General features: G+C 71.8%; 26 protein-coding genes. 6 read left to right on the top strand and 20 right to left on the bottom strand.

Annotated elements, in window-relative coordinates; all coding sequences use genetic code 11:
- Window positions 1-73: 73 nt before the first annotated feature.
- The 7 genes from AB0M93_RS12855 to AB0M93_RS12825 all read right to left on the bottom strand — a co-directional run bounded on the left by AB0M93_RS12855 (window position 74) and on the right by AB0M93_RS12825 (window position 6,472).
- The gene (locus AB0M93_RS12855; protein WP_364272016.1) at window positions 74-784 is read right to left on the bottom strand and encodes a YggS family pyridoxal phosphate-dependent enzyme; all 711 of its coding nucleotides are present in this window, start codon (window positions 782-784) and stop codon (window positions 74-76) included.
- Window positions 781-1,485, bottom strand: a complete 705-nt coding sequence (gene pgeF / locus AB0M93_RS12850; protein ID WP_364272014.1) for a peptidoglycan editing factor PgeF — start codon at window positions 1,483-1,485, stop codon at window positions 781-783. Before pgeF ends, AB0M93_RS12855 begins: the two co-directional genes overlap by 4 nt.
- 74 nt (window positions 1,486-1,559) lie before the next feature.
- Window positions 1,560-2,867, bottom strand: a complete 1,308-nt coding sequence (gene ftsZ / locus AB0M93_RS12845; protein ID WP_364272011.1) for a cell division protein FtsZ — start codon at window positions 2,865-2,867, stop codon at window positions 1,560-1,562.
- A gap of 243 nt (window positions 2,868-3,110) precedes the next feature.
- A complete protein-coding gene (locus AB0M93_RS12840; protein ID WP_364272870.1) occupies window positions 3,111-3,866 on the bottom strand; it encodes an anti-sigma factor in 756 nt (251 codons plus the stop codon).
- Window positions 3,867-3,877: 11 nt separating this feature from the next.
- Window positions 3,878-4,483 (bottom strand): ECF RNA polymerase sigma factor SigK, encoded by a 606-nt coding sequence (sigK, locus tag AB0M93_RS12835; protein ID WP_364272008.1) that lies wholly within the window; start codon window positions 4,481-4,483, stop codon window positions 3,878-3,880.
- On the bottom strand, window positions 4,476-5,210 hold the full coding sequence (locus tag AB0M93_RS12830; protein ID WP_364272867.1) for a DUF1365 domain-containing protein: 735 nt from the start codon (window positions 5,208-5,210) through the stop codon (window positions 4,476-4,478). The genes sigK and AB0M93_RS12830 overlap by 8 nt, the downstream gene beginning before the upstream one ends.
- The gene (locus AB0M93_RS12825; protein WP_364272005.1) at window positions 5,204-6,472 is read right to left on the bottom strand and encodes an FAD-dependent oxidoreductase; all 1,269 of its coding nucleotides are present in this window, start codon (window positions 6,470-6,472) and stop codon (window positions 5,204-5,206) included. Before AB0M93_RS12825 ends, AB0M93_RS12830 begins: the two co-directional genes overlap by 7 nt.
- An 82-nt stretch (window positions 6,473-6,554) precedes the next feature.
- On the opposite strand from AB0M93_RS12825, the gene AB0M93_RS12820 reads away from it, so the two are divergent.
- Together AB0M93_RS12820 and AB0M93_RS12815 are read left to right on the top strand one after the other, a co-directional pair.
- A complete protein-coding gene (locus AB0M93_RS12820) occupies window positions 6,555-7,820 on the top strand; it encodes a cyclopropane-fatty-acyl-phospholipid synthase family protein (protein WP_364272002.1) in 1,266 nt (421 codons plus the stop codon).
- The gene (locus AB0M93_RS12815; protein WP_364272000.1) at window positions 7,820-8,581 is read left to right on the top strand and encodes a DUF1295 domain-containing protein; all 762 of its coding nucleotides are present in this window, start codon (window positions 7,820-7,822) and stop codon (window positions 8,579-8,581) included. Before AB0M93_RS12820 ends, AB0M93_RS12815 begins: the two co-directional genes overlap by 1 nt.
- Here AB0M93_RS12815 and AB0M93_RS12810 read toward each other — a convergent pair.
- The gene (locus AB0M93_RS12810; RefSeq protein ID WP_364271997.1) at window positions 8,568-9,071 is read right to left on the bottom strand and encodes a DinB family protein; all 504 of its coding nucleotides are present in this window, start codon (window positions 9,069-9,071) and stop codon (window positions 8,568-8,570) included. The two genes, AB0M93_RS12815 and AB0M93_RS12810, sit on opposite strands and share 14 nt — an antisense overlap.
- A 76-nt stretch (window positions 9,072-9,147) precedes the next feature.
- Between AB0M93_RS12810 and AB0M93_RS12805 the strand changes: the two genes are divergently transcribed.
- Window positions 9,148-9,606: a MarR family transcriptional regulator gene (locus AB0M93_RS12805; RefSeq protein WP_364271994.1), complete on the top strand. Its 459-nt coding sequence runs from the start codon at window positions 9,148-9,150 to the stop codon at window positions 9,604-9,606.
- Window positions 9,593-10,027: an OsmC family peroxiredoxin gene (locus AB0M93_RS12800; protein WP_364271992.1), complete on the top strand. Its 435-nt coding sequence runs from the start codon at window positions 9,593-9,595 to the stop codon at window positions 10,025-10,027. Before AB0M93_RS12805 ends, AB0M93_RS12800 begins: the two co-directional genes overlap by 14 nt.
- Before the next feature lie 43 nt (window positions 10,028-10,070).
- Here the strand turns inward: AB0M93_RS12800 and AB0M93_RS12795 are convergent, their stop codons facing one another.
- The 5 genes from AB0M93_RS12795 to AB0M93_RS12775 all read right to left on the bottom strand — a co-directional run bounded on the left by AB0M93_RS12795 (window position 10,071) and on the right by AB0M93_RS12775 (window position 12,700).
- The gene (locus AB0M93_RS12795) at window positions 10,071-10,214 is read right to left on the bottom strand and encodes a hypothetical protein (RefSeq protein WP_364271990.1); all 144 of its coding nucleotides are present in this window, start codon (window positions 10,212-10,214) and stop codon (window positions 10,071-10,073) included.
- A gap of 336 nt (window positions 10,215-10,550) precedes the next feature.
- Window positions 10,551-11,366 (bottom strand): helix-turn-helix transcriptional regulator, encoded by an 816-nt coding sequence (locus AB0M93_RS12790; RefSeq protein WP_364271987.1) that lies wholly within the window; start codon window positions 11,364-11,366, stop codon window positions 10,551-10,553.
- A gap of 13 nt (window positions 11,367-11,379) precedes the next feature.
- Window positions 11,380-11,886 (bottom strand): DUF6879 family protein, encoded by a 507-nt coding sequence (locus tag AB0M93_RS12785; RefSeq protein WP_364271985.1) that lies wholly within the window; start codon window positions 11,884-11,886, stop codon window positions 11,380-11,382.
- Complete coding sequence (locus tag AB0M93_RS12780; protein WP_364271982.1) at window positions 11,887-12,081, bottom strand: hypothetical protein; 195 nt, start codon at window positions 12,079-12,081, stop codon at window positions 11,887-11,889. It abuts the gene before it with no gap.
- A gap of 76 nt (window positions 12,082-12,157) precedes the next feature.
- The gene (locus AB0M93_RS12775) at window positions 12,158-12,700 is read right to left on the bottom strand and encodes an ABATE domain-containing protein (RefSeq protein WP_364271979.1); all 543 of its coding nucleotides are present in this window, start codon (window positions 12,698-12,700) and stop codon (window positions 12,158-12,160) included.
- An 81-nt stretch (window positions 12,701-12,781) separates the two neighbouring features.
- On the opposite strand from AB0M93_RS12775, the gene AB0M93_RS12770 reads away from it, so the two are divergent.
- Window positions 12,782-13,951 carry an MFS transporter gene (locus AB0M93_RS12770; RefSeq protein WP_364271976.1) on the top strand — a complete coding sequence of 390 codons (1,170 nt, stop codon included), beginning with the start codon at window positions 12,782-12,784 and terminating at the stop codon, window positions 13,949-13,951.
- On the opposite strand, the gene AB0M93_RS12765 is transcribed toward AB0M93_RS12770, so the two are convergent.
- A complete protein-coding gene (locus tag AB0M93_RS12765) occupies window positions 13,948-14,853 on the bottom strand; it encodes a LysR family transcriptional regulator (RefSeq protein ID WP_364271973.1) in 906 nt (301 codons plus the stop codon). The genes AB0M93_RS12770 and AB0M93_RS12765 overlap by 4 nt on opposite strands.
- A gap of 68 nt (window positions 14,854-14,921) precedes the next feature.
- Between AB0M93_RS12765 and AB0M93_RS12760 the strand changes: the two genes are divergently transcribed.
- The gene (locus AB0M93_RS12760) at window positions 14,922-15,776 is read left to right on the top strand and encodes an EamA family transporter (RefSeq protein ID WP_364271970.1); all 855 of its coding nucleotides are present in this window, start codon (window positions 14,922-14,924) and stop codon (window positions 15,774-15,776) included.
- Here AB0M93_RS12760 and AB0M93_RS12755 read toward each other — a convergent pair.
- From AB0M93_RS12755 to murD, 6 genes are all read right to left on the bottom strand, one after another.
- Window positions 15,773-16,603 carry an NAD(P)H-binding protein gene (locus tag AB0M93_RS12755; RefSeq protein WP_364271967.1) on the bottom strand — a complete coding sequence of 277 codons (831 nt, stop codon included), beginning with the start codon at window positions 16,601-16,603 and terminating at the stop codon, window positions 15,773-15,775. The two genes, AB0M93_RS12760 and AB0M93_RS12755, sit on opposite strands and share 4 nt — an antisense overlap.
- An 89-nt stretch (window positions 16,604-16,692) precedes the next feature.
- On the bottom strand, window positions 16,693-17,535 hold the full coding sequence (locus AB0M93_RS12750; protein WP_364271964.1) for an FtsQ-type POTRA domain-containing protein: 843 nt from the start codon (window positions 17,533-17,535) through the stop codon (window positions 16,693-16,695).
- Between the two features lie 4 nt (window positions 17,536-17,539).
- Window positions 17,540-18,937: a UDP-N-acetylmuramate--L-alanine ligase gene (gene murC / locus AB0M93_RS12745; protein ID WP_364271961.1), complete on the bottom strand. Its 1,398-nt coding sequence runs from the start codon at window positions 18,935-18,937 to the stop codon at window positions 17,540-17,542.
- Window positions 18,930-20,048 carry an undecaprenyldiphospho-muramoylpentapeptide beta-N-acetylglucosaminyltransferase gene (murG, locus tag AB0M93_RS12740; protein WP_364271958.1) on the bottom strand — a complete coding sequence of 373 codons (1,119 nt, stop codon included), beginning with the start codon at window positions 20,046-20,048 and terminating at the stop codon, window positions 18,930-18,932. The genes murC and murG overlap by 8 nt, the downstream gene beginning before the upstream one ends.
- Before the next feature lie 104 nt (window positions 20,049-20,152).
- Window positions 20,153-21,655 (bottom strand): putative lipid II flippase FtsW, encoded by a 1,503-nt coding sequence (gene ftsW / locus AB0M93_RS12735; protein ID WP_364271955.1) that lies wholly within the window; start codon window positions 21,653-21,655, stop codon window positions 20,153-20,155.
- Window positions 21,642-23,051: a UDP-N-acetylmuramoyl-L-alanine--D-glutamate ligase gene (gene murD / locus AB0M93_RS12730; protein ID WP_364271952.1), complete on the bottom strand. Its 1,410-nt coding sequence runs from the start codon at window positions 23,049-23,051 to the stop codon at window positions 21,642-21,644. Before murD ends, ftsW begins: the two co-directional genes overlap by 14 nt.
- Window position 23,052: the final 1 nt, after the last annotated feature.

Genomic DNA, 23,052 nt, shown 5'->3' with positions numbered 1-23,052 from the left:
CCGCACTGACTGTTCTCCACGCCGTCAGTGCCCCGCGCGGGCGGCCACGAAACGTGACGACCGCGCGAGCTCCCTACGGCGAGGCTAAACCGCGTCCACCGAGCAGCGCGGTTCCGACACGCACACAGGTCGAGCCGTGCGTGATCGCCTGCTCGAGATCATGGCTCATCCCGGCCGAGACTTCTGCGGCATTCGGGTGATCTTTTCGGAGGCTCTCCCCCGCGCGAGCGAGCCGCTCGAACGCCGCCGCCGGGTCCACATCCAGCGGCGCGACGGCCATCAGGCCGCGAAGCCGCAGCTCATCCGCCTGCGCGATGTGGTCGGCGAGCGCGGGCAGCTCGGCGAGCGGGCAGCCGCCGCGCCCGGGGTCGTCGTCGAGGCTCGCCTGGATCAGCACGTCGAGGGGTTCCTCACGTTTACCGCTGTAACGCACCGTGTGCACCGCCTTGGCGAGGGCGTCGGCGAGCCGCGCGGAGTCGACGGACTGCACTTCGTCCGCCCACCCGACCACGGACCGCGCCTTGTTCCGCTGCAGCCGGCCGACCATGTGCCACCGCAGGCCCGGGACCTCGGCGGCTTTCGGCCCGGCCTCCTGGTCGCGGTTCTCCCCGACGTCGGTGACGCCGAGCTCGGCCAGCAGCGCGACGTCGGAGGCGGGGAAGGTCTTCGTGATCGCGATCAGCTTGACCTCGTCCCGCGCGCGCCCGGCGGCCCGGCACGCGGCGGCGATCCGCTCTTCGACCTCGCGCAGGTTTTCGGCCAGCTCGGCCTTGCGGCCGGTCATGCCTCGATCCAGGTGATGCCGGCGATCCGCCCGGTGGTCCCGTCGCGCCGGTAGCTGAACAGCGTCTTGTCCTCGTTCGTGCACCGCGGGTCGACGCCGATCTTGCCGACGCCCAGGTCGGCGAGCTGCCGCCAGAGGCCGGCGCGCAGGTCGAGGCCGGGCGTGCCCTTGCGGGTCTTGCACGCGCTGCCGGGGACGTGTTTCTCCACGTCGGCGGCCATTTCGGCGGGAACTTCGTAGCAGTCGCCGCAGATGGCCGGGCCGAGCAGCGCCTCGATCCGGTGCGGCTCGGCGCCCACTTCCCGCATGGCTTTGACCGCGGCCGGGACGATGCCGACCCGCGTGCCCACGCGGCCCGCGTGCACCGCCGAAACCACCCCGGCCTCGGCGTCGGCCAGCAGGATCGGCACGCAGTCGGCGACCAGCACCACGAGCGCGACGCCCGGGGTCGCGGTCACCAGGGCGTCGGTCGCCTCGGCGGCCGTGGTCTCCGAGCCGTCGACGATGGTCGCGGTCCGGCCGTGGACCTGCTCCATCCAGGCCAGCTTGTCCTCGGCCAGGCCCAGCTCGCTCGCCAGCCGCTTGCGGTTGGCGTAGACGTTGCCTTCGTCGTCGCCGACGTGGTCACCCAGGTTGAAGGTGTCGTAGGGCGGCCGTGACGCGCCGCCCGCCCTGGTCGTGACCACTCGCCGAACCCGCACGAATCCTCCTGGACGTGAATGAAGGCCATCACCCCCGACTCTAGTTCGCGGGTGACGGCCTTCAGAGGTGGTGGCTAGCGCCGCATGAACGGCGGGACGTCGACCTCGTCGTCCGACGGGTCGTCGTGCACCGGCATCGCGCGGCCGGGCAGGCTGCCCTGGGTCGCGTTGGAGCCGAGCGGCGAGTAGCCGCGGGAGCCGCCGCCGGGCTGCGGGAGCCCGCCGGCCGGCTGGTTGCCGGTGGCCGAGGGCAGCGGCGAGTGCGACCGCGGCGGCGCCACCGGGTAGCCGGAGCTGCCCGCCGACGGCACCGGGGTGGCGCCGGACGGCGGCGACGACGGGTTCGAGACCTGCCCGGCCGCGGCCGAAGCCGTCGTGGAGGACCCGCGCGAGCCGGAACCGAACGTCGACGGGTCCAGCTTCTTGTGCGTCGGCGCGCCGGCGTCGAACCCGGCGGCGATCACCGTGACGCGGACCTCGTCGCCGAGGGAGTCGTCGATGATCGTGCCGAAGATGATGTTGGCGTCCGGGTGCGCGGACTCCTGGACCAGCGACGCGGCCTCGTTGATCTCGAACAGGCCCAGGTCGGAGCCGCCGGCGATGGACAGCAGCGCGCCGTGGGCGCCGTCCATCGACGCCTCCAGCAGCGGCGAGTTGATCGCCTTCTCCGCCGCCTGGATGGCCCGGCCCTCTCCCCTGGCCGACCCGATGCCCATCAGCGCGGAGCCCGCGCCGGACATCACGCTCTTGACGTCGGCGAAGTCGAGGTTGATCAGCCCCGGCGTGGTGATCAGGTCGGTGATGCCCTGGACACCGGACAGCAGCACCTCGTCCGCGGAGCGGAACGCGTCCATCAGCGACACGCCGATGTCGCCGAGCTGCAGCAGCCGGTCGTTCGGGATCACGATGAGCGTGTCGCACTCGTTGCGCAGCGACTGGATGCCGTCCTCGGCCTGCTTGCCGCGGCGCTTGCCCTCGAAGGTGAAGGGGCGGGTCACGACGCCGATGGTCAGCGCGCCCAGCTTGCGGGCGATCTGCGCCACGACCGGCGCGCCGCCGGTGCCGGTGCCGCCGCCCTCGCCCGCGGTCACGAACACCATGTCGGCGCCCTTGATGACCTCTTCGATCTCTTCGCGGTGGTCTTCGGCGGCCTTCTGGCCGACCTCGGGGGCGGCACCCGCGCCGAGGCCACGGGTCAGCTCGCGGCCGATGTCCAGCTTGACGTCGGCGTCGGACATGAGCAGTGCTTGTGCGTCGGTGTTCACCGCGATGAACTCGACGCCCTTGAGGCCGACCTCGATCATGCGGTTCACGGCGTTCACGCCGCCACCGCCGATGCCGACCACCTTGATCACCGCAAGGTAGTTGTGCGGGGGCGTCATCGAAGTCCGCCTTCCTGATCGTTAATACCCGTACAGCCCGCCGGCCGGTGATCAACTCTCAACCTCAACCCCAGATTGAGAGTTATGTCAACTGCCGACGTTAGGCAGGACGGTAGGCACCAGGCACGCTCTAATCCAGTAGGCACGCCGTGTGTCGCAAAGGTGTTTTGCCACAACACGTTCGAGCGCGCAAGAGCGGGGAGCCGGAAGCACCGCCCCGGCCCGATCTGCTATGGCGGAAGCTCAGGCCGGCGCCGGCATGCTCATGAGCACGTCGGTGGGCGTTCCGGTGGGCGAACCGCCCGCCTGCTCGACGCTCACCGCGAGCTTGTCCACCGGCCCCACGCCGTCGGCCACGACCAGGCCGCCGTCGTCGGACGCGGCGATCACCCCGGCCGAGCGCGGCGCGTTCGAGCCGGTGATCAGCCAGGCCTCGTAGACCTTGCCGCCCGGCTGGGCCGGCAGCCCGGTGTCCATCACCATGACGCGGTTCAGGGACTTCGAGACGATGACGGTGACGCCGCCACCGATGGGCGCCTCGCCGTGCACGGTCTTCGCGTCGGGCGCCGACAGCAGCGCCGCCACCGGTTCGTAGCGCTGCCTGGCCTGGTCGAGCCGGCTCTGCGCGGACTGCAGCTCCTGCTGCTGGGTCAGCGCGATGCCGCCGAACACGCCGCCGGCGGCGAGCCCGACGACGGCGGCCGCGGCCGCCACGACGACCGCCCAGCGCGGCGCCCGCGCCGAGCGGCGGGACCGTTCGTGCGAGCCGAGCCGCGTGCGCGGGGGCAGCTGGCGGGTGGCGTGCATGACCGCCAGGACGCGGTCCTTGAACTCCGGCGGCGGCTCCTCGGCCATCGCCGCGCCGAGCCGGGCCGCGGTCGCGCGCAGCTCGGCGACCTCCTGGGCGCAGGACTCGCACTGCTCGAGGTGGCGGGCGAACTCCGCGCGCTCGACGTCGGAAACCGCGTCGAGGGCGAAGGCGCCGGCCAGGGTGTGCATCTCCGGCGTGCTCACGCGGTCACCCCCAGGCAGTCCCGCAGACGGATCAGCCCGTCCCGCAGCCGCGTCTTGACGGTGCCCTGCGGCGTCGACAGCACTTCGGCCACCTCGCGATACGTATAGCCCTGGTAGTAGGCGAGCAGCACCGATTCGCGCTGCAGGTCGGTCAGGAAGGACAGGCACCGGCGCACCTGGGAGCGTTCGAGGCGCGCGGTGACGGACTCGGCGACCTCGTCGAACGGCCGGCCGCGGGCGGCTTCGAAGGTCGCCTTCTGCTCGCGTTCGGTGCTGGCCCGCGCCGACCGGACGCGGTCGACCGCGCGGCGGTGGGCCAGCGTCATCGCCCAGTTCAGCGCCGAGCCGCGCTCGGGCGCGTACCGCGTCGCGGTGCGCCAGAGCTCGACGAGGACCTCCTGGGCGACCTCTTCGGACTGGGCCGCGTCGCGCACGATCCGCCGGACGAGCCCGTAGATCGGCCCGGCGAGCTGGTCGTAGAGCAGCTCGAAGGCCCGCTCGTCGCCCTTCGCGACGCGCCCCATCAGCTCCTCCGCCGTCGGACCGGCCGGCGGTTCGGCGGGCACCGGCGCCATGTGGCGCGGGCGGGCCGGCTCATCCATGCAGCTGTCCTCCGGCGTTCTGCGGGGTGCGCGGCACGACCGCGGCCTTCCGCAGCCACAGCGTGACGCCGTGGCGGCGGATCAGCGCGGACACCCGCTGCGGGAGCAGCGGCCGGGCCAGCACGAGCCGGGCCAGCCACCGCGGGTTCACCGGGCGGCGAACTCCCCGCAGCGTAGCGACCAGCGGCGTCGAGTTCCCGCGGCGCAACGCCACGGTCAGGTCGAGCAGCGCTTCCGGGCGCGGCAGGCGCATCCGGTACTCCCCGGACATCTCCTGGAACGGCGAGACGTAGAACTCCTTGGCCGCGCGGGCGCGCCCGGCGTCGTCGGGGTGCAGCAGGTAGGCGTGCCGCCCGCCGTAGGTGTTGTGCACCTCGGCGACGACGCACTCCAGCCGGCCGTCCGGGTCGTGGCACCAGTAGACGCTGATCGGGTTGAACACGTACCCGAGCACGCGCGCGGCGGCCAGCATCACGACCCGGCCGCCGCGCAGGTCGACACCGCGTTCGGCGAGCCACGCGTCCAGCTTCTCCCGGATGCCGCGCGGATCCGCGGCCACGAAGTGGTCGCGGCGGTCGAACCCGGCGAACGGCCGCAGCCACCACGGCAGCCGCGGGAGGTCGTCCAGGTCGACCCGCCACAGGTACACGCGGTGGGCGAAGGCGTGCGGCGGGTCGATCCGCCGCACGTGCGCGACCGTGGCGTCGTAAAGGGCGTTCGTCACCAGACGACCCCCAGGCTTTCGGCGGCGCGAGCGCCCGAAGAACAGCCGTCTTCGTGGAAGCCCCAGCCGTGGTAGGCCCCCGCGTACGCGAGCACGCCGTCGTTGAGTTCGGGTAGCCGCCGTTGCGCGGCAACGGATTCCGGCGTGTACACGGGGTGCTCGTACCGCATCCGCGCGACGAGGTGCTCGGGCCCGGGACCGTCGCCGGGGTTGAGCGTGACGACGTACCCGGTCGGCTCGTCGAGCCGCATCAGGCGGTTCATGTCGTAGCTGACCTGGACCGCACCGGTCGGCGCCCCGCAGGTGGGCGCGCGGTAGTTCCACCCGGCCCGGGCGTCGGCCGACGAGGGCAGCACGCTGGTGTCGGTGTGCAGCCAGGCTTCGTTGGGCGAGTACCGGAACGCGCCGAGCACCTGGCGTTCGGCGGCGGTCGGGTTGGCCAGCAGGGCCAGCGCCTGGTCGGCGTGCGTGGCGACGACGACCCTGTCGACGCGGTGCGGCGTGTCGGCGTCGTCGCGGATCTCGACCCCGGCCGCGGTCCGCAGCACCGATCGCACCGGCGTCGACAGGTGGACGGCGGTGAGCTGCTTCGCGGCCAGCTCGACGTACTCGCGGGAGCCGCCGACGACGGTCCGCCAGGCCGGCGAATTCTTCACCGAAAGCATGCCGTGGTTGCGGAGGAACTCGAACAGGTACCGCGCCGGGTACCGGAGGGTGTCGGTGCGGTCGGCCGACCACACCGTCGAGACCAGCGGCAGCATGAAGTGGTCGACGAAGTAGCGGGTGTAGCCGCCGATGGCGAGGAACGCGCCGAGCGTGACGTCCCCGGCGTCCTTCGCCGCCAGCAGCCGCTTCGCGTGCCGGTGGAACCGTTTCACTTCGGCCAGCATCCGCAGGTACCGGCCGCGGAAGGCGTTGCCGCGCTGGGCGAACAGCCCGGTCAGCCCCTTCGCGCCGGCGTACTGCAGGCCGCAGCCGTCGCAGCGGATGCTCATCGACATCTCGGTGTCGCGCGTGGCCACCCCGAGCTCGCCGAAGAGCTTGAGCAGGGTCGGGTAGGTGCGCTCGTTGTGGACGATGAAGCCGGAGTCCACGCCGATCGTGCCGCCGTGGGTGCTCGGCACGTCGTGCGTGTGCGCGTGCCCGCCCAGGCGGTCGTCGGCCTCGAACAGCAGAACTTCGTACTTGCGTTGCAGCAGGTAAGCCGCGGTCAGCCCGGCCACCCCGCTGCCGATGACGCCGATGCGTTCTCCCGTGATCTCCACACCGGTCCTTCGGGACCGCGGCCCGGCCGGATTGGCGGCCCGGGCGACCAATCCACCGCGGCGGGCTGAGCGAATCCCGGGCATGCCGAACACCACCGCGCACCGTCTCGCCTCGTTCGCCGAAAAGCTCCTCGGCGGGCCGCTCCCCGTCGGCCTCCGCACCTGGGACGGCACCCGCGCCGGCCCGCCGGACGCACCCACGGTCGTGCTCCGCAACCGCCGCGCGCTGCGCCGCCTGCTCTACGCGCCCGGCGAGCTGGGGCTCGCCCGCGCCTACGTCACCGGGGACCTCGACGTCGAGGGCGACCTCGCCGACGGCTTCCGCCGGATCTGGGCCCTCACCCGCACGGGGGAGCTCAACCGGGTCAAGCTGCGGCCGCGGGACTGGGCGGAAGCCGTCTCGCTGGCCGCCGGCCTGGGTGTCGCGGGGTTGCCGCCGAAGCCGCCCGCCGAGGAGGCCCGGCTGTCCGGGAAGCTGCACAGCCTGCTGCGGGACAAGTCCGCCATCGCCCACCACTACGACCTGGGAAACGCGTTCTACCAGCTGCTGCTGGACGATTCGATGGCCTACTCGAGCGCGTACTTCACGTCGGAGTCGCAGAGCCTCGAACAGGCCCAGCACGACAAGCTGGAAATGATCTGCCGCAAGCTGGGCCTGCGGCCGGGCATGCGGCTGCTCGACGTCGGCTGCGGCTGGGGCTCGCTGCTGGTCCACGCGGCCAAGCACCACGGCGTCGAGGCCGTCGGCATCACGCTGTCGGCCGAGCAGCTGCAGCACATCCGCGGCCGGCTCGCCCAGCACGACCTCGCGGACCGCGTCGAGGTGCGCCGCCAGGACTACCGCGAGCTGCCGGACGCGCCGTTCGACGCGGTGGCGTCGATCGAGATGGGCGAGCACGTCGGCGAGGTCAACTACCCGGCGTACGCGGCGACGCTGCACAAGATGGTCAAGCCCGGTGGCCGGGTGCTGATCCAGCAGATGTCCCGCGGCAACGTCGCCCCCGGCGGTGGCGCGTTCATCGAGCGGTACATCGCCCCCGACATGACCATGCGCCCGGTGGGCCGGACCGTCGACCACCTGGAGACCGCCGGCCTCGAGGTCCGGGACGTGCACGCGATGCGCGAGCACTACGTCTGGACGGTGCGGGCCTGGGCCGACACCCTGGAGGAGAACTGGGCCGACGTCGTCGCGCTGATCGGCGAGACCGGCGCGCGGGTCTGGCGGCTGTACCTGGTGGGCGGGGCGCTGGCGTTCGAGGAGAACCGGATGGGTGTGGACCAGATCCTGGCCGTGCGGCCCGACGAGCACGGCCGGTCGGGGATGCCGGCGACGCGGGAGTGGTGCTGATGCCGCAGCTGCTGGTCACGGCCGTCGTCACGCTGGCGGCGGTCGCCGTGACGTTCGGGATCGCGCTGGCGCGCAAGCGGTACGACACGATCGACACGTTCTGGGGGCTCGGGTTCGCGATCGTCGCGCTCGTGGCCTTCCCGTTCGGGGACGGTCCGCTGCCGCTGCGGCTCGTGGTGACGCTGCTGACCGTCATCTGGGGCGTGCGCCTCTCGGTGCACCTGCACCTGCGCAACCACAAGCTGCCCGAGGACCCGCGGTACGCGCGGATGGGCCACGGGCGGCTGAAGATGTTCGTCCGGGTGTACCTGTTCCAGGCGGTGGTGCTGTACTTCGTCTCCCTCCCGGTGCAGTTCGCGGTGGACGGCACGGGGATCGGTGTCCTGGGCCGGCTGGGCATCGCCGTGTGGGTGGTCGGCTTCGCCTTCGAGACGATCGGCGACGACCAGCTGCGCCGCTTCAAGGCCGACCCGGCCAACCGCGGCCGCGTGCTGGACACGGGCTTGTGGCACTACACACGGCACCCGAACTACTTCGGCGACGCGTGCGTGTGGTGGGGCCTCTACCTGCTGGCCTGCTCGACGTGGCCGGGCGCGTTGACGATCCTCTCCCCCGTGGCGATGACGTTCACCCTCGCCCGCGGAACGGGCAAACCCATGCTGGAGAAGGGAATGGCGCGCACGCGCCCGGCGTACGCGCACTACGTCGAGCGCACCAGCGGGTTCTTCCCGTTGCCGCCCAGGAAGGTCACTCCCCGGTGAGCCCGTCGGTGAGCTCGCGCAGCACGTCGAGGTGACCGACGTGCCGCGCGGTCTCCTCGATCATGTGCGTGAGGACCCAGCGGACGTTGAAGGTCTCGTCCTTGTGCGTCACTTCGTCGTCGAGGCTGTGCTCGGCGACGATCCGGCGGCTGCGGGCGCATTGCTGCTCGTAGCCGGCGAGGAGGGTTTCGAGCGTGGTGTCCGGCGAGACCCGGAACTCGGCGTCCGGGTCCTGCTGGAGCTTCTCTTCCCAGGTGTCCTCCTCGCCGCCGACGACCACGGCGAACCAGAACCACTCGTCGAGCGTGAGGTGGGCGACGAGGCCGGCGACGGTCATCAGCTCGCTCGGCAGGTGCACCTGCCGGGCCTGGTCTTCGGTGAGGCCGCCGGACTTCCACGCGACGGTGGCGCGGTGGTAGTCGAGCAGGCCGGTCAGGATGTCGCGCTCGCCGCCGGTGAGCGGCGCCTGCGGGCGCTCGGGTCTGGTCATGCGACGCACTGTGCCAGAGGGGTCCGACAGTTCCGATACCTTGCGCACGATGTAATCGTGGGCTAGGTTTACGGACGTGCCTAACGAGTTCCAGCTGGACGAGCAAACCTGCTTCGCGCTGTACGCGGCGTCGCGCGCCGTGACGGACGCGTACCGGCCCCTGCTCGGCGAACTGGGGCTCACCTACCCGCAGTACCTGGTGCTGCTGGTGCTGTGGGAGTCCGATGCCCGGCCGGTCAAGGAGATCGGCGAGGCACTGCACCTGGACTACGGCACGCTTTCCCCGCTGCTCAAGCGGCTCGAGGCCAACGGGTTCGTCACGCGGGCGCGGTTGCCCGAGGACGAACGCACGGTGGTGGTCAGCCTGACCGAGGAGGGCCGTGCCCTGCGCACCCGCGCGGCGGGCATCCCCTCGGCGATCGGCTGCGCACTGGGCCTCGACGACGCTTCTCGGCACGAACTGATCGCAACCCTGCGGCGGCTGACGGCGTCGGCCACCGCCTACACACATGGAGGCCCTGATGCCCAGCCGTGACGCGACCACCCACTGGGTCGGCGGACTGAACAGCGGGAAGGGCGAGGTCACCCTGGACTCGTCCAACGCGGGCACGTTCGCCGTGTCGTTCCCGACCCGCGCGGGCAACCCGGACGGCCAGACGAGCCCGGAGGAACTCATCGCGGCGGCGCACTCGTCGTGCCTGGCGATGAACCTGTCGGGCGTGCTGGAGGCCCAGAAGCTCACGGCGGACTCGATCGACGTGAGCGCGGAGGTCACCCTCGGCCCGGCAGCGGGCGGCGGCTTCGAGATCAGCGGCATCGCGATCACCCTGCGGGCCTCGATCCCGGGCGTGACCGCGGAGCAGTTCGCGGAGTACGCGGAGACGGCGGAGAAGACGTGCCCGGTGTCGAAAGCCCTGGCGGGCACGACGATCACGATGGACGCGGCGCTCGTCTGACGTTCCGCACAGCCCCTCGCCCGCTGCGGCGGCGAGGGGCTGTTCATCGGGCGAACCTGGCGAGGTGGGCGGTCACCCAGGTCCGGCCGAACTCGGCCAGGACGGGCCCAGACCAGCGACCGGCTATCTTGATGTCGGCCCAGAGGGTCATCTTCGGGCCGTCGAGCGTGCCGTGACTGACGTGCACGACTGAGGCTCCTTCGGCCCAGCAAAAGACGAAGTGCATACATGAAGAGGCAGACACGGGTTCCCGTGGGACCCGTGGTTTCCCGTGGACCTTCGGTGGAGTAAGGGGCTCGGTAGAAGGTTTGCTTTCTGGTGCCGGACCGGAATTCTTCGGGGACGAGGCCGGGGCGGAGGAGCGGGTCAGTCTTCGACAATGGTGATCGTGCCGGTGCCATCGCAGCTTCCGCAGCCCTTTCCCCTGCAGTCACCACAGGTGCGAGTGATGTTTTCCACGCGAGAATCGTGGCATCTCGCCGATGACGAACGCCACGGCTACTCTTGTGTCCACATAAAGGCACTATTCAGTTTCGCGCTTGAACGCCTCGGCAATCGAACGAAGGAGGCCCGTTGCCTCCTCACCCCTCAGCGCATGCGACCGGAAGAAGTCGAACAACTCGAGGTGATAATCGATGTCCCTCGGGTCACGCAGGGCGACAGTACCGGAGAACAGCTCGACCGTGACCAGCCGCTCGTCGTAGATGACGAAGAGGTTCAAGGGAGATGCCCGGATTTCGCTCGCCTGCGGCACGATCGAGATCTCGATGTTCTCCCGCTCGCTCAGGGCAGCGAGGTTCGCCGACTGGCCGACCATCACGGACAGCGATGCTCGCCGCCAGCGGACCGCCTGCTCGGTCAACACGAACTCGAACTGCCGGCCGGTTTCTTCCAGCACCCGCTGCCAGGCCAACCGAGTTTCGAGCATCTTCCCGACATCACGCTCCGGCCGGCCCTTGACGGTCGAAGTGAGCACCTGCCGCGCGTAGTCCGGCGTCTGCAGCAGGCCACTGGGGATCGCCGGGAGAAACTGCCGGACCACCCGCGAAGACTCGTGCAGCGCTTTGATTTCGAGCTGACCCCGCCAAAGGTCCGTACGTGCCAGCGACCGCCAGGAGGTGTAACCGACGTTCGCGACCCGGGCAAGCGCCACGAGCTTTTCGGCGGCATCGTCCGGCACGGCCAGCGCCGCGACGATCTGTTCCACGTCGATCACCGACGGGAGAACCTTTCCCGTCTCGATACGGCTGATCTTCGCCTGGCTCATGGCACACCGGGCGGCGAGCCTCTCACCCGAGAGGCCGGCGGCCTGCCGCAACTCACGCAGCAACTCCGCCAAGGTCGCACGCTGCTCACCCTGCCGGTCCGGCTCCAGCATCCCATTCGCCAAACGGCACCCCGTGACTCAAAGCTACATCTCGCCAACGACAGTACCGCGCCAGGTCAGGCTCCTCCACCAATTCGGCACCGGCAAAGGTACCGTCGAGGTGGTAATCCAGATGCACCACCGTCGCGTCGTCGAACAGCCAGAAGTCCTGATCAGGCAAGCCCCAGTCGTCCTCGGTGATATCGACCATCCGGTAGTCCTCACCGGCAGCGATATTTCCAGGAATGCTCCACGCTCGCTGGTAGCGAAGGTAGTCCGTCAACGGCCGACGGATCACCTTGGCACGCTGAACGATTCGACCGGACGCGACGATCGGCTCGATTCGGCCGTGCCACGCGGCATTGTGGCCCGCAGGACGTTCACCACCGGACAGGAACAGGTCGATATTGGACCGCTCGGCCGGCATCGCATAGGTCTGCTGGTCTCGAGGCGAAACGCCGACACCGTGAACTCGTCGAAGTATCTCGTCCACTCAGCGCCCAAGCGCACGCAATGCCTCCTCGACGAGCTCCACTGACAGTTCGACAGCCTGCTCAGGAGGAGAAAAGACCAGGCCGGCAGCACTGAGCACCGCGTCACCCTGCAGCACGAGGGTGTTGCGATCCGACAGGTAGACAGTCGGGCACGTCTCGTCGTCGCACGTCCCGGCAAGCTTCCTGAGTTTCATGACCACGACGGTAGCGGCCACTCTGTGTGCCTACAAGGTCACATAGCGTCCAGTCACGTGTTCGCATAACCCCACCTCAGGAAGCGGAGACCTTGGCTCGATATGTCGACTTCTTCGCCTGGTTCCCGCACACCTCCATCGAGCACCACCGCCGCGTCCCCGGGCGGGACGTGTCCAGGAACAACGCCCCGCACCGGCTTCCCGCGCACCGGCGGACGCGCGCGAACTCCGGTGACGTCGCCAGCTCCAGCGCGTCCCGCGCCACCGAAGCCAGCATCGCCGACGCCGGATCCGCGGCCTGCCAACGCAGTTCGCCGGACGCGCTCAACGACGGCGCCGGTACCGGCAACGCCGCGAACCGGTTCAACCGCTGCCGCGACGACGGCCGCAGCGATCCGGTCAGCAACTCGTGGACCGCTTCACGCACCCCCCGCGCGTCACGAGACGAAGACGGAGACGGCAGCACCGGCGCGGCGAACGGCCCGAACTGGTCGATCCACGCTCCCCAGGCCGGCTCGTCCGGCAGTTCCTCCGTCTCCGCCGGCGTTCCCCGGTACCGGAGCGTGCGGATGAAGTCGAGGCACAGGCGGCCCGCTCCCGCGCGGAATCTGTCCGTCATGTGTGTCACAGTACGCCGGAACCGGTTTGACTGGTACCGTCGGGAACCGATCAAACCGGTTCCACCCGCCTGGGGGTACGCATGACCGAGACCGAGCAGAAAGCGCCGCCCGGGTGGCTCGTGCTGCTGCTGGCCGTCTCCTGTGGACTGACCGTCGCCAACCTCTACTACGCCCAGCCGCTGCTCGCCGAGCTGCAGCGGACCTTCGGCGTCGGGGAGGCCGCCGCCGGGGGTGTCGTCACCGCCACCCAGATCGGGTACGCCGCCGGGATGCTGCTGCTCGTTCCGCTCGGTGACCGGCTCGAGAACCGCGGTCTCGTCGCGACGCTGCTCGCCGTCGCCTGCGCCGGTCTCGTCGTCACCGGCATCGCGCCCGGGTTCGCCGTGCTGCTCGTCGCTTCGCTGGCCGTCGGGGCCGCGTCGGTCGTCGTGCAGATCCTCATCCCGTTCGCCGCCGACATCTCGCCCGACGCCATCCGGGGGCGGATCGTCGGGCGGGTCGTCAGCGGGCTGCTCTTCGGCATCCTGCTCTCGCGCGTGGTCGCCAGCCTGCTCGCCGAAGTCACCGGCTGGCGGGTCGTCTTCCTCATCTCCGCCGTCGCGATGGCCGCGCTCGCCCTCGTGCTGCGCTTCATCCTGCCGCCCCGCGCCCCGAAGACCGACGTCCCCTACGGCGAGCTGATCCGCTCCACCTTCGCCATGGCGCGCAAGCACCCGCCGCTGCGCCACCGCGCCCTCTACCAGTCGGCGATGTTCGGTGCCTTCAGCGCGTTCTGGACGACCATCGCCTTCGTCCTGACCTCGCCGCCGTTCAACTACTCCCAGCTCGGCGTCGGGCTCTTCGCACTGGCGGGCGCCGCCGGTGCCGCCGTCGCGCCGCTGGCCGGGCGGTGGGCGGACCACGGGCACGGCCGGCCGCTCACCGCGGGCGCCTTCGTGCTCTGCGCCGCGGCCTTCGCGCTCGCCGGGCTCGGTGCGCACAACGTCGTCCTGCTGGCGATCGCCGCGATCGCCGTCGACATGGCCGTCCAGACCACCCTGGTCGTCGGGCAGCACACGATCTACCAGCTCGACCCGTCGGCCCGCGCCCGGATCAACAGCGTCTACCTGGGCACGTTCTTCATCGGCGGCGCGATCGGCTCGCAGGCGGGCTCGGTCGCCTACCACCTCGGCGGCTGGACGGCGGTCGTCGTGTTCGCCGGCGTGCTCCCGCTGCTCGGCCTGGCCGGGATGGTCCGCACGAAGGTCTAACGCGCGAGCAGGCCGAGCACCAGCGCCAGCGGGGGCCACGCCTCGCGCCCGCGGCGGGTGCAGGCGAAGGCGCGCTGCCGCACGTCCGGCCCGGCGAGCGGGAGCAGCGCGACCCCCGGCTTCGTGACCCGGCCCGCCGGCAGCAGGCCGACCGCGGGAGCCGGGCCGGTCGTGATGAGGTCCTCCACCAGTTCCAGGCTGTCCGCGCGGTGCGTCACGGCCGGCGTGAACCCCGCCATCGCCGCCAGCCGCCGGACGACGTCTTCGTCGGCGATGTTGCGGGAGTTGACGATCCAGCCGTGGTCGCGGAACGCCTCGAAGACGGCTACCGTCCCGTCGCCGCGCACCCGGCCCGCGTCGGCGGCCGGCACGGCGAGCCCCCACCACGCTGTCCACAGTGGACTCGCGGCGATCGTGGGGTCCACGGCCGCCGGGGCGAGGTCGTAGTCGTAGGTGAGGGCGAGGTCGATGTCGTCGGCCAGCAGCGCGGCGAACGCCTCGTGCGGTTCGTACTCGCTGATCCGCAGCTGGACCTGCGGGTGCTGCTCGGCGAGGGCGGCCGCGGCCGGGAGCACCGAGCGCCGCACGGCGGTGGCGAACCCGGCGACGCGCACGGTCCCGGCCGGCTCGGCGTGGGGGTCGAGATCGGCGTGCGCGGCCTCCACGGCGGCGAGGATCGTCACGGCGTGCTCGGCCAGCCGCCGTCCCGCGGGGGTGAGCCGCACGCGCCGGCCGTCCGGTTCGAGCAGCGGCACGCCGGTTTCCCGCGCCAGCACCGCGATTTGCTGCGACACCGTGGACGTCGTCGTCCCGAGCACGTCCGCCACGGCACGCATCGAGCCGTGACGGGACAGCTCGAGCAGGAACCGGAGCCGGCGGGTGTCCACACTGTCATTGTCCATGAATTGCGAACGGTATGTCCACGATTACCACGTGGACATGAACGTTCGGCGTCGGCTTTGCTGGAGCCGTGCCGTCCTCGTCTCGCGCCGGAGCGTCCCTCGCCGTCGCCGCCATGCTCTGTGTCCAGCTCGGTCTCGCCGTGTCGGTCGGCCTGTTCGACCGTGTGGGTCCCGAAGGGGCGGCGTGGCTGCGCCTGGCCTGGGCCGGGGTGCTGCTGCTCGTCGTGGTCCGGCCGCGTCCGTCGTCGTTCCGGCGGAGCACCTTCGTGGCCTGCTGCGGGCTGGGCGTGGTCACGGCGGGGATGACCATGCTGTTCATGGAGGCCGTCGCCCGGCTGCCGCTGGGCACGGCCAGCGCGCTGGAGTTCCTCGGCCCGCTGACTGTCGCCGTCACGCGCGGCCGCGGCGGCAAGCGGCTGTGGCCCGTCCTCGCCGCAGTCGGCGTGGTGCTGCTGACCCAGCCGTGGCGGGGCGGCGCGGACCTGCCGGGCGTCGGCTTCGCGCTCGCGTCCGCGGTCTGCTGGGCCTGCTACATCCTGCTGACGCAACGGGTCGGCGACGAAGTGGCGGGCGTGCGCGGGCTCGCGGTGTCGATGCCGGTGGCCGGGATCGTGGCGACGCTGGCCTACGGACCGGCGGTGATCGGGCAGCTGACCTGGCCACTGCTGTTCACCGGCCTCGGGCTCGCGATCCTGCTGCCGGTCGTGCCGTTCGCGCTCGAAATGCTGGCGCTGCGGCGGCTGACCGCCCCCGCGTTCGGAACGCTGATGAGCCTGGAACCGGCCATCGCCCTGACGATCGGGTTCGTCGTGCTCCACCAGGTCCCGGACGCCGGAGCGGCGGTGGGCGTGGTGTTCGTCGTGGCGGCCGGGATCGGCGCGGAGCGGACCGGGACGCGGGAGCCGGTCAGGCAGCCGGCCTAGGCGAACACCTCCCGCCGCGCGGCCACCCATTCCGCGTAGGTCGTCCCCGGGCGCCCCAGAAGGTCCTCGACGACGCCGGTCGGGACCTGCGGGTGCCGCAGGGTCTCCGCGAAGCCCTCGAGCAGCCAGCCGACGGCGGATTCCGGGACGCCGTAACCGATCCACTGCGCGCGCTGCTGCGCTGGGGTCAGCTCGCGGAACCGGATTTCCCGGCCCAGCACCGAAACCAGCGTCTCGACCTGCCCGCGCAGGCTGATCGCCTCCGGTCCACTGAGGACATACGTCGTGCCGGCGTGTCCGTCCGACACCAGGATGCGGGCGGCCACCGCCGCGATGTCGCCGAGGTCGATCGGCGTCTGCGTCGCGTCGCCGTAGGCCATCGCGACCTCGCCCGCCCGGACCATGGGCGCCCAGTCGAGCGTGTTGTTCATGAACACGCCGGGCCGCAGGAAGGTCCAGGCGAACCCGGCCTCGCGGACGGCGGTCTCGACGGCGGCGTACTCGTGGCCACTGGACCCCTCGTGGTCGTCGCCGACGCTGCTGCCCGACAGGGCGACGACCCGCTCGACGCCGGCGTCCGACGCCAGCTCGCAGAACCGCCGGACGGTCCGCGCCATCGGCGCCAGGTACACCGCCGAGACACCCTCGAGCGCGACCGGCAGCGTCGACGGCTTGGCCAGCGAGCCGACGACCACCTCGGCCCCGGCCGGCAGGTTCGCGCGTCCGGGGTCGACGGTCAGCGCCCGCACCGGCACTCCGGCGGCCAGGAGTTCGTCGACCACCAGCCGGCCGACGCTGCCGGTCGCGCCCGTCACCAGGATCGTCATGAGCACCCTCCTCGTTCTCGTATGCCGTACGAGATCGTACGGCATACGAGAACTCCGGCGCACGTAGTTCCGAGGAAGGTCGGGTCAGGTCAGGAGGTGATGGTGGGCAGTTCCGGGGCCGCGACGTCGTAGACCTTGCCGTCCTGGGTCAGCAGGGCCGCCAGGACCTTGGCCTTGCGGTCCGTCTGCTCCGCGGTTCCCCAGCGCACGATCTTCCCGCTGGCCAGCGTGAACTCCACGCTCGCCGGCGTCTTGGCCGTCGCCGTCGTGACCTGCTTGAGCAGCTGCTCCGGGATCACGCCGAGCACCGCCGTCACCGCGCGGGTCACCGGGTCGTCCGCCGACACCTTCGGCAGCTTCAGCTCCGGCAGGCCGGGCGGCCGCGCCGGGACCGTCTTGAACACCACTCCGCCGCCGTCGACGAGGTGGACGCCGTCGCCGCCCGGGCCGCTGTCGAAGAACGCGATCGCCGTCCGCTCGGTCACCGTGATCTCGACCGTGTTCGGCCAGGAGCGCGACACCTCGACCGTGGCGATGCCCGGCATCCCCGCCACCCGGTCGCGGATCTCGTCGGTGCTCAGCCGCAGCAGCGGCTTGCCGGCCGGGACCGCCGCCACCGTGCGGATCTGGTCGGCGGACACCGTGCGCGAGCCGCTGACCGCGACGTCCTGCACCCCGAGCATCGAGCTGAAGAACAGCAGGTACACCGTGGCCACCACGGTGAGCACGGTCAGCAGCGCGACCCACCGGCGGCGGATCTCCACCTGCCGGTTGGGCCGGTTGCGCGGGCTCGGCTTGGGCCGCGCGGCCCGGGTGCGGCGGCGCTCCTCCTCGGAACGCCGCCCCCGGCGTTGCCGGGCCAGGGCAGCGCGGTCCGGCACGTCCTCTTCCGAGGAGGAGGGCGGACGGCGGCGTTCCCTGGTCGGACTCATGGCCTCAGCGCTTGTCCAGCTCGGCGAGGATTTCCGGGCCCAGCTGCGTCACGTCGCCGGCGCCCATGGTCACCACCAGGTCGCCCGGCTTCGCCAGCCCGGCGACCAGCGGCGCGGCGACGTCGAACGCCGGCTCGTAGTGCACCGGCGCCGTCACCCGGTCCGCGATCAGCGCGCCGGTGACACCCGGCTCGGGCTCTTCGCGCGCGCCGTAGACGTCCAGCACGACGACCTCGTCGGCCTGTGACAGCGCCTCGGCGAACTCCGCCGAGAACGTCTTGGTCCGCGAGTACAGGTGCGGCTGGAACACGACGATCACGCGCCCGGTCCCGGCCGCCGTCCGCACCGCGCGCAGCTGCGCGGCCACCTCGGTCGGGTGGTGGGCGTAGTCGTCGTAGACGCGGACGTCGCCGGCCCGGCCCTTGAACTCGAACCGCCGGCGCACCCCGCCGAACGCCGCGAGCCCCGCGACCAGGCCCGCAACCGGCGCCCCGAGCTCGATCCCGGCCAGCAGGGCCGCGACCGCGTTCAGCGCCATGTGGTCGCCCGGCACGGCGACCCGGACGTCGACCGGCTCGCCCCGCAGTGAGATCCGCACGATCCCGCCGTCGGGCAGCGGCTCGTAGGAGGCGATCCGGACATCGTCGACGCCGCTGACCTCACGGCCGTACCGCTGCACCCGGATCCCGCGCTTCTCGGCTTCGTCGCCCAGCGCGTCGGCGCCCTCGTCGTCGGCGCAGACGATCAGCAGCCCACCCGGCTCGATCCGGCCGATGAAGTCGCTGAACACCTTGGTGTAGGCCTCGGCCGTGCCGTGGTGGTCCAGGTGGTCCGGCTCGACGTTCGTCACGACCGCGACCGACGGCGAGTAGGTCAGGAACGAGCCGTCGCTCTCGTCGGCTTCGGCGACGAAGACGCCGCCTTCGCCGTGGTGGGCGTTGGCGCCGGACTCGTTGAGGTCGCCGCCGATGGCGAACGACGGGTCGAGCCGGCAGTGCTGCAGCGCCACGGTGAGCATCGACGTCGTCGACGTCTTGCCGTGCGTGCCCGCGATGCAGGCGACGCGGTGGCCCGCCATCAGCCCGGCCAGCGCCTGGGCCCGGTGCAGGACCGGGACGCCCGCCGCGCGCGCGGCGGCCAGCTCGGGGTTGGTCTCCTTGATCGCCGTCGAGACGACGACCGCGGACGGCGGCTGCGGAAGCGCGGAAATGTTCGCGGCGGCCTGGCCGACGAACAGCTCGGCGCCCTGGGCCCGCAGCGACAGCAGCGCGCGCGACTCCTTGGCGTCCGAACCCGACACGAAAGCGCCGCGGGCCAGCAGGATCCGCGCGATGCCGGACATGCCGGCCCCGCCGATCCCGATCAGGTGGGCCCGGTGCAGTTCTGCGGGCAACTCAGGCACCAGCGGCCTCCAGGACGATGCGGGCGAGGGTCTCGTCGGCTTCGCGGTGGCCCATGCCGGCCGCCGCCGCGCTCATCTTCGCGACGCGGTCGGCGTCGGTGACCAGCGGGACGACCAGCTCGGCGACCTTGGCGGGACTCAGGTCGGCGTCGTCGACCATCAGCGCGGCCCCGGCGTCGACCGCGGGGCGGCCGTTGGACGCCTGCTCGCCGTTGCCGATCGGCAGCGGGACGAACACCGCGGGCAGCCCGACGGACGTCACCTCGGCGACGGTCATCGCGCCCGAGCGGCAGATCGCGACGTCCGCCGCCGCGTACGCCAGGTCCATCCGCTCCAGGTACGGCACCGGCACGTACGCCGGCTTGCCCGGGAACTCCTGCACGACCAGCGTGTTCTTCGGGCCGTGCGCGTGCAGGACGCCGACGCCGGCGTCGGCGAGGTCCTTCGCCGCGCCCGACACCGCGTTGTTGATCGACTGGGCGCCCTGCGAACCGCCGAAGACGAGCAGCGTCGGCGCGTCCGGGTCCAGGCCGAAGTGCGCGCGAGCCTCGGCACGCAGCGCGGCGCGGTCCAGCGACGTGATCGACCGCCGCAGCGGGATCCCGACCACCTCGGCGTTCGGCAACGTCGTCCCGGGGACGGCGACGGCGACGCGCTTGGCGAACCGCGCGCCGACCTTGTTCGCCAGGCCGGCCGACTTGTTGGCCTCGTGCACGACGATCGGGACGCGCCCGCGCGCGGCCAGGTAGGCCGGCAGGGCGACGTACCCGCCGAAGCCGACGACGACGTCCGCGCCGACGCGCTCCAGCACCTCGCGGGTCTTGCGCACCGAATCGCGGACCTTCAGCGGCAGCTTGACCAGCTCCGGCGTCGGCTTGCGCGGCAGGGGCACCGGCGGGATCAGCTCGAGGGGGTAGCCGCGGGCCGGGACGAGCTTGTTCTCCAGGCCGCGCTCGGTGCCGAGGGCGACGACCGTCGCGTCCGGCCGCAGCCGCATGACGGCGTCGGCCAGGGCGAGGGCGGGTTCGATGTGTCCTGCGGTGCCACCTCCGGCGACCACGACCACGGGCCCCTTGCTGTGCTGATCGGTACCGACCCGACCGGCAGCCACGGCGGAAAGGGGGCCGGTGAGCGGATCAGCTCCGGACCGTGTCCGCCTACTTTCGGCCGGATCGGTACCAGCGGCTTCTCGCTCGGTTCCCTTGACGGGCTTACTCACCTATGACCTCTCCGGTTCGCGGTACTCCGGGTACCACGGCTCGCTGTTGTCCGCGCGGCCGCGCCGCGAGACGTGGCCGTGCTCGTCCGTGCCGCGCTGCGCCGCCCCGGTTCGCGGACCGACCTCCGTCGTTCCTGTGCCGGGGCGGGCCGGGCCGCACGGGGCGCCGGCCTGGCCGCCTTCGCCGCGGCGCGTCCCGCCCCCTTGCGCGTGGCGGGCGGGCGGTACGGGTCGGGCGCGGGCAGCCGCAGCAGGCGTCCGAATTTACCCGGCCCCTGTGTGCGCAGCGCGGCCACCGCCTCCGGTTCGTGCCGGGCGGCGTTCGCGAGCACGCCCATGATGAGCATGGTGATCACCAGCGAGGTGCCGCCGTAGGAGATGAGCGGCAGCGTGACGCCGGTGACCGGCAGCAGGCCGACGACGTAGCCGATGTTGATGCCGGCCTGCGCCACCAGGAACACCGTCAGCGTGCCGGAGACGATCCGGATCCACGGGTCGATGTTGCGGGTGGCGATCCGCAGGCCCACGACGGCGACCCCGCCGAAGAGGACGAGCACGACGACGCAGCCGATCAGCCCGAGCTCCTCGCCGATCAGGGCGAAGATGAAGTCGTTCTGCACGTTCGGCAGGTAGCCCCAGTTGGACGTGCCCTGGCCGAGGCCCTTGCCGAGGAACCCGCCGTCGGCCAGGGCGAGCTTGGCCTGGTTGGCCTGGAAGCCCTCGGCGCTGACGTCGGCGTCCGGCGAGAGGAAGGACATGACCCGGGCGAGCCGGTAGGGCGCGATGAGGGCCAGCACGAGCACACCGGCCAGGCCGCCGGCGAGGATGACGCCGAACAGCCGTTTCGGGGCGCCGGCGAACCACAGCAGCGCGAGCAGCACGACGGCGAGGGTGACCGTGCCGCCGAGGTCGGGCTGCAGCATGACCAGGGCGAACATGAGCAGCGCGATCGGCACGACGGGCACCAGCAGGTGCCGCCACTGGTGGATCACGTTGTACTTGATCACCAGGATGTGGGCGCCCCAGAAGGCCAGCGCGACCTTCGCGGCCTCGACCGGCTGGAAGGTGAATTCGCCGAGCTTGAACCAGCCCTGCGAGCCGTTGACCGTCGAGCCGAGCGGGGTGAGCACGAGCACCAGCAGGCCGAGGCAGATCACCGTCGCGGTGGCCGACATCCGCCGGATCCGCTCCAGCTTGACCCGCAGGCCCAGCCAGAAGACGACCGAGCCGAGGGCGACGAACACGAGGTGCTTGACGAACAGCGAGTACACCCCGCTGCCGGTCTTCGGGTTGTAGGACGCGACCGACGACGCCGACAGCACCATGACGATGCCGATGACGGTGAGCACGCCGGTGAGGGCGAGCACGAGGTGGAACGACGCGAGCGGCCGCGAGAGCCACGCGGTCAGCGCGGTCCGGACGGCGACGAAGCCGCTCTCCTTGCGCTCGCGGCGCGGCCGCTTCGGCGGTGCTTCGGGCTTGCGTTCAGCTGTCGTCACTCGGCTCCCCCGCCGCGTCGTCGCGGAGGACATGCACCGCCGCGGCGAACGCGTCGCCGCGGGCGCCGTAGTTCGGGAACATGTCCAACGACGCCGCGGCGGGTGCCAGCAGCACCACGTCACCGGGCCGGGCCATCGCGCTGGCCGCACTCACCGCCGCAGTCATGGGTTCATCGTCACCCGGACGGAGGCTGTTCACCGGGACATCCGGCGCGTGTCGCGCAACCGCGGCGGCGATCACGGGTGAATCGACGCCGAGGAGCACGACTCCGCGCAGGCGGCCGGCGATGCTGCTCACGAGTTCGTCGACCGAGGCGCCCTTGAGCTGGCCCCCGGCGATCCACACGATGCTTTCGTGCGCGCGCAGGGACCCGGCGGCCGCGTGCGGGTTGGTCGCCTTCGAGTCGTTGATGTACCGCACCCCGGCCACCTCGGCGACCTCCGCGGCGCGGTGCGGGACCGGCTGGTACTCGCGCAGCCCCTTCCCCACCGCCTCCGGCGTGACGCCGTGGGCGCGGGCCAGTGCGGCCGCGGCGAGGGCGTTGGCGACGTTGTGCGGGCCCGCCGGGCGGACGTCCGGCAGCGTGGCCAGCGCCTCGGCGCTGTTCTCCGGGTCGGCGACGAAGGCCCGGTCGACCAGCAGATCCTCGACCACGCCCAGTTCGCCGGCCCGCGGGGTGTCGAGCTGGAAGCCGACGCGGCGGGCGCCCTCGGGCGCGTGCCCGGCGGCGATCCGGGTGGACCAGTCGTCGTCGGCGTTGTGCACGGCCACCTTGGCGCGGGCGTACACGCGCCCCTTCGCGGCCGCGTACTCGTCCATCGAGCCGTGCCAGTCGATGTGGTCCTCGGCCAGGTTCAGCACCACGGCCGCGTCCGGGGCCAGCGTCGAGGACCAGTGCAGCTGGAAGCTCGACAGCTCCACGGCCAGCACGTCGTAGCCCGCACGGACCGCGTCGAGCGCCGCATACCCGATGTTCCCGCAGGCCACGGCGTTGGAGCCGGCCGCCCGGAGGATCGATTCGAGCATGCCCGCGGTGGTCGTCTTGCCGTTGGTCCCGGTGACGACCAGCCACGACGGCGGGTGCTCCCGCAGCTGCCCGACGCGCCAGGCCAGCTCGACGTCGCCGATCACCTCGACGCCCGCCTCGGCGGCGGCCACGAGCAGCGGCGACGTCGGCCGCCAGCCCGGGCTGGTGACGACGAGTGCCGTTCCCTCAGGTGGCTCGGTCAGGCCCGGCACCAGCTCGGCACCCAGGCCCTCGAGCTCGGCCAGGCGCTCGGCGTTGCCGTCGGTGACGGTGACCTGAGCGCCCAGCTCGACCAGCACCGGCACCACCGACTTGCCGGTGACCCCGGCCCCGGCGACGAGAACATGAGACCCGGCGATGTCTCGCATG

The sequence above is a fragment of the Amycolatopsis sp. NPDC051102 genome (assembly GCF_040682815.1).
In the GTDB taxonomy this organism is placed as follows: Bacteria; Actinomycetota; Actinomycetes; order Mycobacteriales; family Pseudonocardiaceae; genus Amycolatopsis.
The sequence above is the reverse complement of the archived record's forward strand: the minus strand, read 5'-3'. Positions and strand labels throughout refer to the sequence as shown.